Origin of the sequence: Amycolatopsis jiangsuensis, from assembly GCF_014204865.1 — a bacterium.
Classification (GTDB): Bacteria; Actinomycetota; Actinomycetes; order Mycobacteriales; family Pseudonocardiaceae; genus Amycolatopsis; species Amycolatopsis jiangsuensis.
On sequence record NZ_JACHMG010000001.1, the window covers coordinates 2,710,060 to 2,723,527 of the forward strand.

General features: G+C 72.3%; 15 protein-coding genes. 7 read left to right on the forward strand and 8 right to left on the reverse strand.

All coding sequences use genetic code 11. The features are described 5' to 3' along the window. Positions 1-14: 14 nt before the first annotated feature. The 6 genes from BJY18_RS11845 (at position 15) to BJY18_RS11870 (ending at position 6,242) form a co-directional block, all read left to right on the forward strand. Positions 15-779, forward strand: coding sequence for an alpha/beta hydrolase (locus tag BJY18_RS11845; RefSeq protein WP_184784572.1), 765 nt, complete (start codon positions 15-17; stop codon positions 777-779). Continuing rightward, the gene (locus BJY18_RS11850; protein WP_184780020.1) at positions 776-1,273 is read left to right on the forward strand and encodes a hypothetical protein; all 498 of its coding nucleotides are present in this window, start codon (positions 776-778) and stop codon (positions 1,271-1,273) included. The genes BJY18_RS11845 and BJY18_RS11850 overlap by 4 nt, the downstream gene beginning before the upstream one ends. A gap of 10 nt (positions 1,274-1,283) precedes the next feature. Continuing rightward, complete coding sequence (locus BJY18_RS11855) at positions 1,284-2,432, forward strand: glutamate--cysteine ligase (protein WP_184780021.1); 1,149 nt, start codon at positions 1,284-1,286, stop codon at positions 2,430-2,432. 99 nt (positions 2,433-2,531) lie between these two features. Continuing rightward, positions 2,532-3,260, forward strand: a complete 729-nt coding sequence (locus tag BJY18_RS11860; RefSeq protein WP_184780022.1) for a response regulator transcription factor — start codon at positions 2,532-2,534, stop codon at positions 3,258-3,260. Then, complete coding sequence (locus BJY18_RS11865) at positions 3,250-4,794, forward strand: sensor histidine kinase (RefSeq protein WP_184780023.1); 1,545 nt, start codon at positions 3,250-3,252, stop codon at positions 4,792-4,794. The genes BJY18_RS11860 and BJY18_RS11865 overlap by 11 nt, the downstream gene beginning before the upstream one ends. Before the next feature lie 23 nt (positions 4,795-4,817). Continuing rightward, positions 4,818-6,242, forward strand: a complete 1,425-nt coding sequence (locus BJY18_RS11870; RefSeq protein ID WP_184780024.1) for a glycosyltransferase family 39 protein — start codon at positions 4,818-4,820, stop codon at positions 6,240-6,242. Between the two features lies 1 nt (position 6,243). Here BJY18_RS11870 and BJY18_RS11875 read toward each other — a convergent pair whose 3' ends face one another. From BJY18_RS11875 to BJY18_RS11885, 3 genes are all read right to left on the reverse strand, one after another. Next, complete coding sequence (locus BJY18_RS11875) at positions 6,244-7,110, reverse strand: NUDIX domain-containing protein (RefSeq protein ID WP_184780025.1); 867 nt, start codon at positions 7,108-7,110, stop codon at positions 6,244-6,246. Between the two features lie 46 nt (positions 7,111-7,156). Further along, the gene (locus BJY18_RS36800) at positions 7,157-7,732 is read right to left on the reverse strand and encodes a GNAT family N-acetyltransferase (protein WP_221457687.1); all 576 of its coding nucleotides are present in this window, start codon (positions 7,730-7,732) and stop codon (positions 7,157-7,159) included. Between the two features lie 114 nt (positions 7,733-7,846). Next, a complete protein-coding gene (locus BJY18_RS11885) occupies positions 7,847-8,458 on the reverse strand; it encodes a TetR/AcrR family transcriptional regulator (RefSeq protein WP_312873821.1) in 612 nt (203 codons plus the stop codon). A 123-nt stretch (positions 8,459-8,581) separates the two neighbouring features. Here BJY18_RS11885 and BJY18_RS11890 point away from each other — a divergent pair, with 123 nt between their 5' ends. Beyond that, positions 8,582-9,577, forward strand: coding sequence for a zinc-binding dehydrogenase (locus BJY18_RS11890; protein ID WP_246458843.1), 996 nt, complete (start codon positions 8,582-8,584; stop codon positions 9,575-9,577). A gap of 45 nt (positions 9,578-9,622) precedes the next feature. Here BJY18_RS11890 and BJY18_RS11895 read toward each other — a convergent pair whose 3' ends face one another. From BJY18_RS11895 to BJY18_RS11915, 5 genes are read right to left on the reverse strand one after another with little or no spacing between them, the layout of a single operon-like run. Further along, the gene (locus tag BJY18_RS11895) at positions 9,623-10,576 is read right to left on the reverse strand and encodes an ROK family protein (protein WP_184784574.1); all 954 of its coding nucleotides are present in this window, start codon (positions 10,574-10,576) and stop codon (positions 9,623-9,625) included. A 15-nt stretch (positions 10,577-10,591) separates the two neighbouring features. Then, positions 10,592-11,038, reverse strand: coding sequence for a hypothetical protein (locus tag BJY18_RS11900; RefSeq protein WP_184780028.1), 447 nt, complete (start codon positions 11,036-11,038; stop codon positions 10,592-10,594). Further along, positions 11,035-12,198 (reverse strand): ArsA family ATPase, encoded by a 1,164-nt coding sequence (locus BJY18_RS11905; protein ID WP_184780029.1) that lies wholly within the window; start codon positions 12,196-12,198, stop codon positions 11,035-11,037. The genes BJY18_RS11900 and BJY18_RS11905 overlap by 4 nt, the downstream gene beginning before the upstream one ends. 8 nt (positions 12,199-12,206) lie before the next feature. After that, positions 12,207-12,644, reverse strand: a complete 438-nt coding sequence (locus BJY18_RS11910) for an SRPBCC family protein (RefSeq protein WP_184780030.1) — start codon at positions 12,642-12,644, stop codon at positions 12,207-12,209. Positions 12,645-12,671: 27 nt separating this feature from the next. Continuing rightward, positions 12,672-13,466 carry a metallophosphoesterase family protein gene (locus tag BJY18_RS11915; protein WP_184780031.1) on the reverse strand — a complete coding sequence of 265 codons (795 nt, stop codon included), beginning with the start codon at positions 13,464-13,466 and terminating at the stop codon, positions 12,672-12,674. Between the last annotated feature and the right edge of the window lie 2 nt (positions 13,467-13,468).

The following is a 13,468-nucleotide window of genomic DNA, read 5'->3' on the forward strand; positions in this document are numbered from 1 at the left end:
GAAGGGCGTTCGTCATGGGCGTGCTCGCCGGCGCGGAACCGTTCGCCTTCCCCGGCACGTCCGGCGCGGGCTTCCTGCTCTGCCACGGGTTCACCGGCACCCCGGCCGGGCTGCGCGGCTGGGGCGAGCACCTGTCCGCGGCGGGCTTCGCGGTGCGCTGCCCGCTGCTGCCCGGACACGGCACCCGCTGGCCGGATCTCAACCGCACCACCTGGCAGGACTGGTACGGCGCGGTCCGCGAGGAGCTGCTCGCGCTGCGCGCCGGCTGCGACCAGGTGTTCGTCGGCGGGCTGTCCATGGGCGGCACGCTGGCACTGGCGCTGGCGCAGGAGTTCGGATGGATTTCCGGGCTCGTGCTGGTCAACCCGTCGGTGACGCGGCTGAGCGCGGACGCGAAGCTGCTGCCGCTGCTGTCCCGGGTGGTTCCGTCGGTCCCGGCGATCGCGAATGACATCGCCAAACCCGGGGAGACCGAGCTGGCCTACCCGCGCACGCCGGTCCGTGCCGCGGCGAGCCTCGCGCGGCTGTGGAAGAAGGTGCGCGCCGACCTGCCGAAGGTGACACAGCCGGTGCTGCTGCTGCATTCCCGGGTCGACCACGTGGTGGAGCCGGAGAACGCGCGGATCGTGCTGTCCGGGGTGTCCAGCGCGGACGTGACCGAGGTGGTGCTGGAGAACAGCTTCCACGTCGCGACCCAGGACCACGACGCGGACCTGATCTTCAGCCGGAGTGTCGACTTCGCCCGGGCGCCCCGGGCGGGACAGGTGGGTGCCGGATGACCCGGGGGAAGGACGGGCCCGAGGACGTCGACGCCACGTTCGCCGAGATCGTGGCCGACCTGCGGGCCGAGGGCGTAGGCATGTTCCTCGAGGAGGATCCGCCCGCGCCCGCCGGGAAGGACGAGCCGGAGCCACCGGCCGCGGGCCCGCCCGCCACCACCGCCGCGGCGAAACCCGGCGCGGACGGCTGGCGCACCGGGGGCACCGGCTGGGACGAGACGGTGTTCTCCGACGACCCGGCCGAGGACGACGAGCACTTCGTCCCGCCGGAGCCGCCGCCGCTGCCCCGCTGGCGCAAGGGCGCGTTCGTGGTGCTGCTGTTCTTCGTCGTGGGGCTGCTCCTGCTGATCGTGCCGAACCTGATCGGGGTCGGCCCCGCGCTGGCCACGCCGCTGGGCATCCTGGCGCTGGCCACCGGCATCGCACTGCTGCTGCTGCGGGTGCGCCAGGGCCCGCCGCCCGGCGCGGACCCGAGCAACGGCGCCCAGGTCTGACCGGACGGGCATGCGGATCGATTTCACCCCGTCGGCGCGCTCCACGGTCGGCGCCGAATGGGAGCTGGCGCTGGTGGACCGGCGCAGCGGCGAGCTGCGCTCGGTCGCGGAGAAGCTGCTCGAGGCGGTGCGCCCGGAGGGCGCCTGCGAGCACCCGCGGATCAAGCAGGAGCTGCTGCTGAACACGATCGAGGTGATCAGCGGCGCGCGGCGCGCGGTCGCCGAGGTCAAGGCCGATCTGGCCGCCGCGCTGGACGAGGTGCACCGGGTGGCCGACCCGCTCGGCGTGGAGCTGTTCTCCGCCGGCTCGCACCCGTTTTCGTCGTGGTACCGGCAGAAGGTGACCGACGAGGAGCGCTACGCCAAGCTGATCGACCGCACCCGCTGGTGGGGCAGGCAGATGCTGATCTACGGCGTCCACGTGCACGTCGGGCTCGATCACCGGGACAAGGTGCTGCCGGTGCTCGACGCCCTGCTGTGCCACGCCCCGCACCTGCAGGCGTTGTCCGCGTCGTCGCCGTACTGGTCGGGTGAGGACACCGGCTACGCGTCGAACCGGGCGCTGATGTTCCAGCAGCTGCCCACCGCCGGGCTGCCGTTCCAGTTCCGCGAATGGGCCGAGCTGGAGCACTACGTGGACGACATGTTCACCACGGGCGTGATCGACTCCTTCTCGGAGATCCGCTGGGACATCCGGCCGGCCCCGCATTTCGGCACGATCGAGACGCGGGTCTGCGACGGCCTGCCCACTCTGCATGAGGTGGGTGCGATCACCGCGCTCACCCAGTGCCTGGTGGAGGACTTCAGTACCCGGCTGGACCGGGGCGAGACGCTGCCGGTGCTGCCGCCGTGGCACGTGCAGGAGAACAAGTGGCGCGCCGCCCGCTACGGCACCGACGCGATCGTGATCCTCGACGCGGCCGGCCGCGAACGCCTCGTCACCGACGACCTCGCCGACCTGCTGGAGCGCCTGGAACCGGTGGCCCGCCGGCTCGACTGCGCCCGGGAGCTGGGCGACGTCGCGGAAATTCTCCGTGTGGGCGCGAGCTACCAGCGCCAGCGCGCGGTGGCGAAGAGTTACGACGGTTCGTTGAAGGCCGTGGTGGCCTCCCTGGTCGCGGAAATGCGTGACGGCGTCCCACACTCCCCGCACAGCTGACCTACTCGGGGCTGGTTTCTCTCACGAAACTCACACACAGTTCCCATGCCGTTCGCGGCCGGGTGTGGTCGGATAGCCGGGACGAAGAGGAGCGCGCGCATGGAACCGGCCCCGAAGCCGCCTCCGGACCACGGTGACCTGCTGGTGGTCGACGACGAACCGTTCCTTCGGGACGCGGTCGCCGCTTCGTTGCGCTTCCTCGGCTTCGAGGTGACCACCGGCGGGACCGGCGCGGAGGCGCTCGGCCTGCTGCGGGACCGGCCGTTCGACCTGGCGGTACTGGACGTCATGCTGCCGGATACCGACGGCTTCGAGGTGCTGCGCAGGTTGCGCCGGGACGGCTGCCAGGTGCCGGTGATCTTCCTGACCGCCAAGGACACCCAGGCGGACAAGGTCACCGGGCTGAGCATCGGCGGCGACGACTACCTGACCAAACCGTTCGGGCTGGAGGAGCTGGCCGCCCGGATCCGCTCGGTACTGCGCCGCGCCCGCCCGCCCGGGACCGGGCCGGTGCTCACCTTCGCCGATCTCGAGCTCGATCAGGACACCTACGAGGTACGCCGCGCCGGTCATCCGGTTGACCTGTCCCCGACCGAGTTCCGGCTGCTGCGGTTCCTGATGCTCAACCCGGGCAGGGTGCTGACCCGCGGACAGCTGCTGGATCATGTGTGGGCCTACGACTTCGGCGGCTCCAGCACCGTGGTGTCCACCTACATCGCCTATCTCCGGCGCAAGCTGGCGGAGTTCGGCGAGGACCTGATCCACACCCAGCGCGGCGTCGGCTACCGGCTGCGGCTGCCCCACCCGGCGGCCACCGATGAACGCTGAACGGCTGTCCTTTCCGCGGCTGGTGCGCAGCCGGTTGCGGCTGCGGGTGCTCCTCCCTGTGGTGTCGGTGGTCCTGGTGGCGCTGGCGGCCTTCGACCTCGCCGCGGTCGGCGGGCTGCGCAGCTATCTGATGAACCAGACCGACGCCACCCTGCACGCGGCCGCGGACAGCATCCAGGCCCGGCTGTCCGACGTGCTGGCCTCGGTGCTGCGGCAGCGTCCCGCGACCGGGCGCGGGCCGATCCTGGCAGCGCCCGATGTACTGCGTGCACTGCACGAGTCGACCGGACCGGTCGACTACGTCTCGGTGGGCTCGTACTCGGTGCTCTACTGGCCCGGCGACGGGGAAAAGTCGCTCGCGCTGGCGGTCAGCGACTCGATCGTGTCCACCGTGCCCGGGTACGCGAACTCGGCCACGATTCCGCCGGATGTGCGGGCACTGGCCGCAGGCGGCGGAGCCCGCACCGACCGGTCCATGGACGGCACGGCGGACGTGCGGCTGGTGGCTGCTCCGGCGCCCGGCGGACTGCTGCTGATCAGTTCCGGCCTGGGCTCGGTCGAGCGCACTGTGGACCGGATGCGGCTGATCATGGTCCTCGGCTCGGTCGCCGCCGTGCTGGTGATCGGGCTGGGCGTGTTCTGGTTGCTGCGGCGCGGGTTGCGGCCGATCGAGACGATGGCGGCACAGGCCGACCGGATCACCGCGGGTGACCTGACCGAGCGGGTCACCGACCAGGATCCGCACAGCGAAGTGGGCAGACTGGGCAACGCGCTCAACGGGATGCTGACCCGGATCGAGACATCCGTACACGAGCGGGAGGCCGAACAGGAGCTGATGCGCCGGTTCTTCGCCGACGCCAGCCACGAGCTGCGCACCCCGCTCGCCTCACTGCGCGCCAACGCCGAGCTGTACCAGCAGGGTGCGCTGGCCGGGCCGGACCAGGTCGACGAGGTGATGCGGCGCATCGCGCTGGAGTCGCGGCGGATGAGCCGGCTGGTCGACGACATGCTCCGGCTGGCGCGGCTGGACCAGCATCCGGCCCGGGACTCCGAGCCGGTGGACCTGAGCGAGCTCGTGGCCGGCTGCGTGGACCGGATCCGAGTGGCCGCGCCGGAACGCCGCTGGCACACGGAACTCGCCGATCACGTGCTCTCGGTCGGCGACGAGGAACTGCTGCGCCGGGCGGTGGACAACCTGCTGGCCAACGTGCTCGCGCACACCCCGCAGGACGCCACGGCCACGGTGACGCTGCGCGAACGGCACGGCATGGCCGAGATCGAGGTCGCCGACACCGGCCCCGGGGTGCCGGCCGAGCGCCTGCCGCACATTTTCGACCGGTTCTACCGCGCCGGCTCCGGCACACCGGGTCCCGGAGCCGGCCTCGGCCTGGCCATCGTGACCCAGATCGTCACCGTGCACGGAGGAGCCGTGACAGCCGGCGCGCATCCGTCGGGCGGCCTGCGGGTGCGGATCACGCTGCCGCTGCCCGATCGACTCACACCGGACTCCCACAGTTCTCCCGCGCAGGTCTGAACTCCGCTCGCCAGCATTGCGGGGTGTCCACACTTCGCACGCCCGGCAAAGCGGTCCCGCTCCCTCGAGCCGTGCGCGGCACCGCGCTGTGGACAGTGGGCCCGGCGCTCGCCACGGTGGTGATCGGGCTGTGGCACCTCGGCACGCCGTCGTACTGGCGGGACGAAGCCGCGACCCTGGACGCGGTGACCCGGCCCTTTCCCGCACTGCTGCACATGCTGACCACGGTCGACGCCGTACACGGCGGCTACTACGTCGTGCTGTGGCCGGTCGTGCACGTCTTCGGCACCGGGGAGATCGTGCTCCGGCTGCCGTCGGTGCTGGCCATGGCCGCCGCGGCGGCCGGGATCTCGGCGATCGGCCGGCGTCTGCAGAGTCGGGCGACCGGGCTGCTCGCCGGACTCGTTTTCGCGGTGCTGCCGCAAGTCAGCAGGTACGCACAGGAAGCGCGGTCCTACGCGCTCGTCCTCGCCTGCGCGGTACTGGCGAGTTGGCTACTGGTACGCGGGGGCACTGAGCCCCGGCGCGGTCTGACCGGCTACGGCTGGGCGGTCGCCGCGCTCGGCACGCTGAACCTGTTCGGTCTGCTGCTGCTGGCCGGGCACGCGCTCTACCTGCTCGGCACGGCGAGGTCCCGGCTGCGCGCCTGGGCGGTACCGGCCGCGCTCGGCTGCCTTCCCGCGGTACCGATCGCGATCCTGGCCTGGCAGCAACGCGACCAGCTGGGCTGGGTCGCCGCGCCGGACGCGTCCGCGGGTGGGGACCTCGTGGTCTGGCTGGCCGGTTCGTCCGGTGCGGCCGCGCTGATGGGTGTTCTCGTGGGACTGGGCCTGCGCTTCCGGGGTCCGGCGTGGCTGTCCCTGCCCTGGCTGATCGCTCCGCCGGTGCTGCTGTTGCTCGCGGCTCGTCTGGCGGTGCCGGTGTACGTGCCGCGGTACCTGGCATTCTGCCTGCCCGCGCTGGCCCTGGCGATCGGCGCGGGGCTGGCAAGGACGGCGTGGCCGCACCGGGTGATCGCACTGCTCCTGGTGGCCGCGCTCGGTCTTCCGGTACAGCTGGCCGAGCGCGGGCAGGACGGCCACGGTGAGGACATCAGAGCCGCCGCGCAAGCTCTCGACCAGCACGCGCGACCCGGTGACGGCGTGCTCTACCACTGTCCTTCCTGCCACTATCCCGACCTGCCCCGCGAGTTCGCCTCCGCATACCCGGAGGCGTTCGGCCGCCTCGACGACCTCGCGCTGGACAGGTCGCCGGCCGCGTCGGGCACGCTGCGCGGCACCGAAGTGGACCCGGACACCCTGGCCCGGCGGGTGGGCGCGGCAAACCGCGTCTGGCTGGTCGAAACCGGTGGTGACGCGGTACCACGGAATGTGCGGTACGGCCGGCGCGTCGCGTTCGACGAACGTGCCGGATCCCTCCGGTTACGGCTGTACTCGCGGCAGTTCTGAGTCAGCCCAGCTCCCGCAGCAGCGCGCCGGGCTCCAGCACCTGCGCCCCCAGCGCGGACACCCGGTCACGCAGCTCACGGTCGGCGGTCACGGCGACCACGTGGTTTTCCGCGCGCTCACGCGCTTGCGCCGCGACCTCGACGAGCTTCGCATCGCCGTCGGCGTCCGCGGCGGCCACTTCCACGCCCGGGACCGAGGGCACCGTCCTGGGCTCGCCCTCGACGACGAGGACCACGCGCGGCCACCACTGCCACGCCGGTCCGGCACCGACGCCGGCGACCGGGTCGCGCAGGCCTTCCCCGGCCAGGGTGGCCAGCCGGTCACGCAGGCGTTCGGTGGCACCGCGGCGATCCCGCCACCAGCCGTCCGGGCGGGAACCCAGTACGTTCGCCGCGTCCACCACCAGGACCAGCTCCCGGCCCAGCTGCGCACGCAGCAGCGGCCAGGACCTGGCGAAATCGCGGTGCAGCTTCAGCCCCGGGACTTCATCCGGCGGGATCCAGCGCAGTTCGGTGCTCTCCGGATTCGCGACGCGGGCTTCGAGGCCGCTGCCTGCCATCCCGAGCACCGTCGTGTACTGCCACACCCCGTGGTCCAGCACGAAAGCCGACATCGCCCGGAACGCGGACACCGGCACGTCGGCTTCTTCCCACGCCTCACGTGCCGCCGCCGAACGCGCCGTCTCGCCGATCTCGAGCGCACCGCCGGGCAGGGCCCAGGTGCCGCCGTTGTGCACCCACCAGGCCCGCCGCTGCATCAGCACGCCCCGCTCGGGGTCGCACAGCAGCAAGCCGGCCGCGCCGAACGCGCCCCAGTGCAACCGCCCGCAGGAACACCGCACGAAGCGGTTGGCGGTCCTCGGCGTCATCACCCCCAGCTTTGCACACCTGTCCGCCGAACGGGCACTGGCCGGCTCACCCGTGCCGGCGGAGGTCCAGCATGCAGAAGACCTTGTCCCAGCGACGTTCGCCGACGGCGACGAAGCCGGGCAGGCGACCGTATTCGGCGAAGCCCAGTGTTCGGTAGAGGTGCAGGGCACCGGCGTTGTCGCCGCGGGCGTCGAGGGTGAGGACCTCGATGCCGGTCTCCCGGGCGTCCGCGATCAGGGCCGTGGTCAGCGCCCGGCCGATTCCGCGGCCGTGAGCGGACGCAGCCACCGCGATCTTCTCCAGATCGGCGTGCGGCCGATGAGTGGGCCGGGCGTAGCGAAGCCAGTACCCCAACCCCACCAGCCGACGATCGAGGTATGCGGCGCGCAGAGACGCGTCGCCGTTTCGCACCGCGCCGACGACGAGGCCGACCAGCTCCGCCACCTCCGCTCGCGAGGGTGGTTCGACCCAGCCCAGCGCGGCACCTCCGCCGACCAGGTCCGCCAGGATCCGGTGGGCGGACTCGGCGAACCGGGCGTCCAGGTCCGGGTCGGAGGCCAGCTCCGCGGCATCGAGGACGGCGAGCTCGGCGCTCGCCCCGTCACTGGAGTCCGGCTGCACGATCGCCAGCCTGGTATCGCGACGACAGACGGCGAGCCGGGCGGACGTTCGCCTGTTCGCCGCGCTCGGCGACCGTGCCCGCGGGGCGTGAGACACCGTTGCGGAAAGGCTGCCTCACTTCCGTTTGAGCTGACGGCGATTGGCTGTCAGGACCTCGTCGGACAGCGCGGGTTCGGCGTCGGCGACGGCGCGGGAGAGCACCAGCGCACCGACCATCTGGCTGAACACGGCGATGGCGTGTTCGCGGGCGGCCGCGGGATCGAGCTCGGCATCCGACTGCCGCGCCCGATCCAGCAGCAGCTCGGTGAAGGCAGCGAAGTAACCCTCCAGCCCGCGCCGGTACTCGGCCTGTGCGGCGGCGCCGTGCCGGCCGGCGTCGGAGACCAGGGCGGCGGAGGCGCATCCGGATTCCGGGTGGTCGCGATGGGTCGTGGTGAGGTAGTCGTCGACGATCCCGTTCAGCGCGGCCCGTGCGGAGCGCGGATGGGCCGCGCGCGTGGCGGCGACAGCGTCCAGCGACGAGGTGAAGCCCTCGTGGAGGACTTCGAGTGCGAGGGCTTCCTTCGAGGTGAAGTGGTTGTAGAAGCCGCCGTGGGTCATCCCGGCGTTCTTCATGACCTCCTCGATCCCGACGCCGTCGATGCCCCGCGACCGGAAGCCCGCACCCGCGGCGTCGACGATCTTCTCGCGGTTGCGCCGCTTCTGCTCCTGCGTGATCCGGGGCACCTCGGACACCTCCCTGGCCGGCTCGCCTTCCGATGCTACCTGTCATCAAAGTTGACAGTTAATAATGTTAGATGACATTGTAGTTTTGATGTTGAGCCTCCTCATCGGGAGAACGGAGCACGCATGATGAAGGCCCTCGGGTACGAGAAGGCGCACCCACTCAGCGCGTTCGCCCTGGAGCGGATCGACGTGCCGGAGCCCCGGCCGCGCGCGACCGACCTGCTGGTCGAAATCCGCGCCGTCGGGATCAATCCCGGCGAAGCGGCGATACGCCGGACGCGCAGCGCCGAGCCGGGCGGACGCATCATCCTCGGCTGGGAGTTCTCCGGGGTGGTCGTGCAGGCCGGGGCGGCCGTCACGGGGTTCGCCGCCGGCGATCGCGTCATGGGCACCGGCGACATGACCCGGGACGGAGCCTGGGCCGAGCGACTGGCGGTCGATCATCGCGTGGTCGTCAAGATTCCGGACAGGCTGTCCTTCGTGGACGCCGCTTCGCTGCCCATCGGCGGGCTCACCGCGTGGGAGGCGCTGTTCCGCGACCAGGACCGTCTGCCGCCGGCGGTGGACCGAGTGCTCGTCGTGGGCAGCGCCGGCGGTGTGGGCTCGATGGCGACACAGCTGCTGAAAACCAGGACGCCGGCCTTCGTGATCGGCACGGCGTCACGTGATGCGTCGCGGGAGTGGTCGACCGCGATGGGAGCGGACCTGGTCGTCGACCATTCGCGCGAGGTGGTCGGACAGCTGCGTGACGCCGGCATCGACCGGGTCGACCTGGTCTTGTCCACCGCGGGAACCACCGCCAACCTCGGGTGGATCGCCGAGGTGCTCCGACCGTTCGGCCACGTCTGCGCGATCGACCTCAGCGGGCCCCTCGACACCGATCCCCTCGCAGGAAAGTCCTTGTCACTGCACGCCGAGCTGGTGTTCAGCAGGCTCGCCGACGGCGCCAGCCAGCAGGCGATGCTCGCCGAACTGGCGCGGGAGACCACCGAAGGCCGGCTGCGCCCGATCGCGACGACCGTACTCGACGGTCTCACCGTGCCCAGCATGCGTCGCGCGCACGAACTCGTCGAAGCCGGCCGCACCATCGGCAAGATCGTGGTGGCGTCGGGGAGCTGAGCCCGGGGGTCGGCGGGGTTCGCCGAAAGGGCGCGCGTCCGGAGGTCAGCCGGTCGCGCCGAGGGCCGGGGTCTCCGCCGCGTCCTGAGCCAGCGCGGCGGCCCCGACGATGGCCGTGTCGTCACCGAGGTGCGCGGTACGGATCCGCGCCAGCGGACGGAACCGGGCACCGGTGATCGCGCCGGCGTAGTGCTCGCGGGCCTCGTCGAGGAACAGCGGCGCGGACTCCGACACACCCCCGCCGATCACGATGATCTCCGGGTCGAAGACGTCGGCCACCAGTGCCAGCCCCTCGCCCAGCCATTTGGCCAGCTCGGCCATCGCACGCAGCGCGATCGGATCGCCGTCCCGGGCGGCACCGGCCACCCTGCGGCCGGTGACCGAACCCGGATCGCCGGCGATCTCCCGCGACAGCACGGTGGACCGGCCCGGATAGCGGGCCAGCAGCTCGACTGCGGTCGCGGTCAGCGCGGTGCCACTGCAGTAACGCTCCCAGCAGCCGTACTTGCCGCACGGGCACGCCCGGCCACCGGGCACCACGGTCAGGTGACCCAGCTCCGGGGCCACGCCGTGCGCCCCGCGGTAGATCTCGCCGTCCAGCAGCAGCCCCGCACCGATTCCGGTACCGAGGGCGACCAGCGCGGCGACCCGGGCACCACGCGCGGCCCCGAACCGGTGCTCGCCGACGACCGCGGAGTTCACGTCGTGTTCCAGCGTCACCGGCAGGCCCACGCGCTTGGAGATCCGGTCCGCCACCGGTGCGTCCCGCCACGCCAGGTGCGGCGCGAACATCACCGACCGCCGGTCGCGGGCCACGAACCCGGCCACGGCCAGGCCCACCCCGGCGACGTCGTGCCGGTTGCGCAGGTCCTCGACGACGCCCGCGATGGCGTCCTCGAGCGCGTTCTCCTCGCTCGGCGTCCCGACGCGCGCGGTGTCGAGCAGCGAACCGCGCTCGTCCACCACCCCGGCGCGCACGCTGGTCCCGCCGACGTCCACCCCTATGGTCAGCACTCAGTTCTCCCGCTCCGGCCGCCAGTCTTCCCGCCGGCGCACGACGATGCGCTGCACCCGCGACGGTTCCGGCGCAGCGGGCTCCGCCGCGGACGGGCGCGCCGCGGGCTGGAATCCCGGCATGTGCACTCCCTCGTCCGGCTGCCAGCGGTCCGCGAGCACCGCCCGCAACAACGCCACCAGCTGCGCCGCCTGCTCCAGCAGCCGCGCGGCGAACTCCGGCCGCTCACCACGCACGACGGCGACGATCGCACACAGCGGGCACCACCCGCACCCCGAGTCCCCCTGATCGTGGGCTTGCGCACCGTCGGGCGCACCGTGCCCGGCCGCGACGACGCCCTCCAGCCACGGTGCGGCGCGGTCGAGCACCATCTCGACCAGCAGCCGGATCTCCTCGGCCAGCCGCAGGCTCGCCGCCTCGCCGTCGGCCGCTTCCTGCTCGCTCATCCGGGACCCCGGTCCCCGGCCAGGCTGACCACCAGGCCGTCGGCATCGGACTCCGCGCCGGTGATCCGGCATGCACGCAGGGTTTCCGGCAGCGCGACGAGCCGGCGGAACCCGTCCACGGTGATCGCCAGGTCGTCGTTCACCCGGGCCAGGTCCACCGCGGAGTTCTGCTCCAGCGGAATCGCCACGCGCAGCCGGAAGCCACCGTCCACCGCTTCCGCCCGCAACAACGGCGTAACCGGCTTTCCCTTGCCGGACAACGGATCGCGGTCGCCGTACAGCTCACGCGCGAGCGCGGTGAGCGCGGCTGTGCCGACCGGTTCACCCGCCCGGTGCTCGACCCGGGCCAGTTCGCCGGCGCCGATCCCGGTGGCGGCCAGCTCCCCCAGCACCGCGTCCTGCTGGGCACGGCGGGTGCGCAGCCAGTTCGCCGCCGAACCACGCCAGAAGCCCGGCGCGGGCATCAGCCGGTTCACGATCAGGCCGTCCACCGCGATCCCGCGCAACGCCAGCGACGTGAGCGTGCGCCGGGCCTCGGCGACCACGACCCGCTCCGGCGTCAGCACCAGCCGGACGGTGGTCACGGCCGGATCGGTGAGCAGTTCACGCAGCGCGTCCAGGTGCGCACCGAGCCGACGCACCGGATCCGCGAGCCGCCGGCGCCGTCCGCCGTGCACGCGGCCCAGATAGCCGGACACCGCCTCCGGAAGGGCCAGCAACCGCAACGTCTCCGCGGTCGGCCCGCAGTCGACCACCACGGTGTCCCACGGACCCTGGGCAGCCAGGCGGCGCACTTCGCCGAGCGCGAGCAGCTCGTCCACACCGGGCAGCACGGTCAGCTCCTCGGCATCCAGCAGGTCCAGACCCGCACCGGAGAGCACGGCGCGCAGCTCGCCGCGCAGCTCGTGCCAGGTCCGGTCGGCCAGCGACCGCGAGTCCACCTGCGCTGCCCACAGGCCCGCCGGGCTGCCGTCCCCCCGCACGTCCACCTCGGCGGGTTCACTGCCCTGCGCCGCGCCGAACGCGTCGCCGAGCGAATGCGCCGGATCGGTCGAGACGACCAGCGTCTTCCTGCCGCGGCCGGCGAGAGCGAGCGCGGTCGCCGCGGCGAGCGTGGTCTTCCCGACACCCCCCTTGCCGGTGAACAGCAGGATCCGCATGTGGTCCTCTAGTCCTCGGCCCGCCGCTTGAGCTCCTTGAGCGCGGTGTCCATCACCATCTTCTCCGCCTTGCGCCGCAGCAGCCCGATCATCGGCAGCGCCAGCTCGACCGACAGCGTGTAGGTGACCCGGGTGCGCCCGCCCTCGAGCGGCTCGAGCGCGTACCGGCCGTCCTGTGCCTTCTGCATCTGGCCCTTCACCAGGTGCCAGCTGACGCCGAGGCCGGAGGCGTCCCAGTCGTATTCGAGCGTGTACACGTCCTTGATCGGGCCGGCGTCGAGGGTGAGCTTGACCTGCTTGGCCCTGCCGTCGCCGCCGGTGTCCAGCACCTCGGTCTCCCGGACGGCCTTGGCCCACTCCGGGTACGCGGGGAAGTCGGCGATCACCGCCAGCACCCGCGCGGGCTCGGCGTCGACCTCGATGGACTGCGTGGACTGCTCGGCCATGGGACGAAGGGTAGCCGGACAGCCCCGTCACCAGCGCAGCACGTAGGGCTGCCCGGTCTCCTTGAAGTGACCGACGTTACGGCATTCGGTGCGCCCGACCCGCCTGCGGACGGCCAGCGGCTGGTGCACGTGGCCGAACAGCGACCAGCGGGGACGCTGCAGGTCAATCAGCCGCAGCAGCGCCCGCGAACCCAGTTCGGCCCGCCGGGCGACCACGTCGTAGGTCAGCTCCGGCACCGCGGGCGGGATGTGCGTGCAGAGCACGTCCACGTTCTCCAGCCGCGCCACCGACTCGTCGTACTCCTCGCGCGCCCGCAGGTACGGCCGCCAGGCAGCGCCCTTGCGCGGACGCGGCTGCACGCCCTCGGGCAGCACCGCGCCACCGGCGAAGCCGAAGCGCAGCCCGCCGATGGTGGTCACCTCGCCGTCGAGCACCTGCACTCCCGATCCGGTGAACTCCGGCCACAGCGCGGGCGCGTCGACGTTGCCGGGCGTGGCGTAGGTCGGTGCAGTCATCGCAGCGAACAACGCGGCGTACTGCTCCCGGATCGCCTCGTCGACGGCCGCGGCCGGATCCTCGAGGGTGGCCCACAGCGTGCGCGAGTAGGCCACCGTCTGCTCCCGGGTGCCCTCGCGGCGCAGCCGGGCGAACTCGCCCACCTTCTCCGCGCCGAACAACGCGCCCATGATGCCTTTGTCGTGGTCGTGGTAGTCGACGAAATCCAGCAGGTCGCCGAGTACCACCAGGGCGTCCGCCCCGTCCCCCGCCCGCTTCAGCGCGTCGGCGTTGCCGTGCACGTCCGAAACGACGTGAACCCGCACAA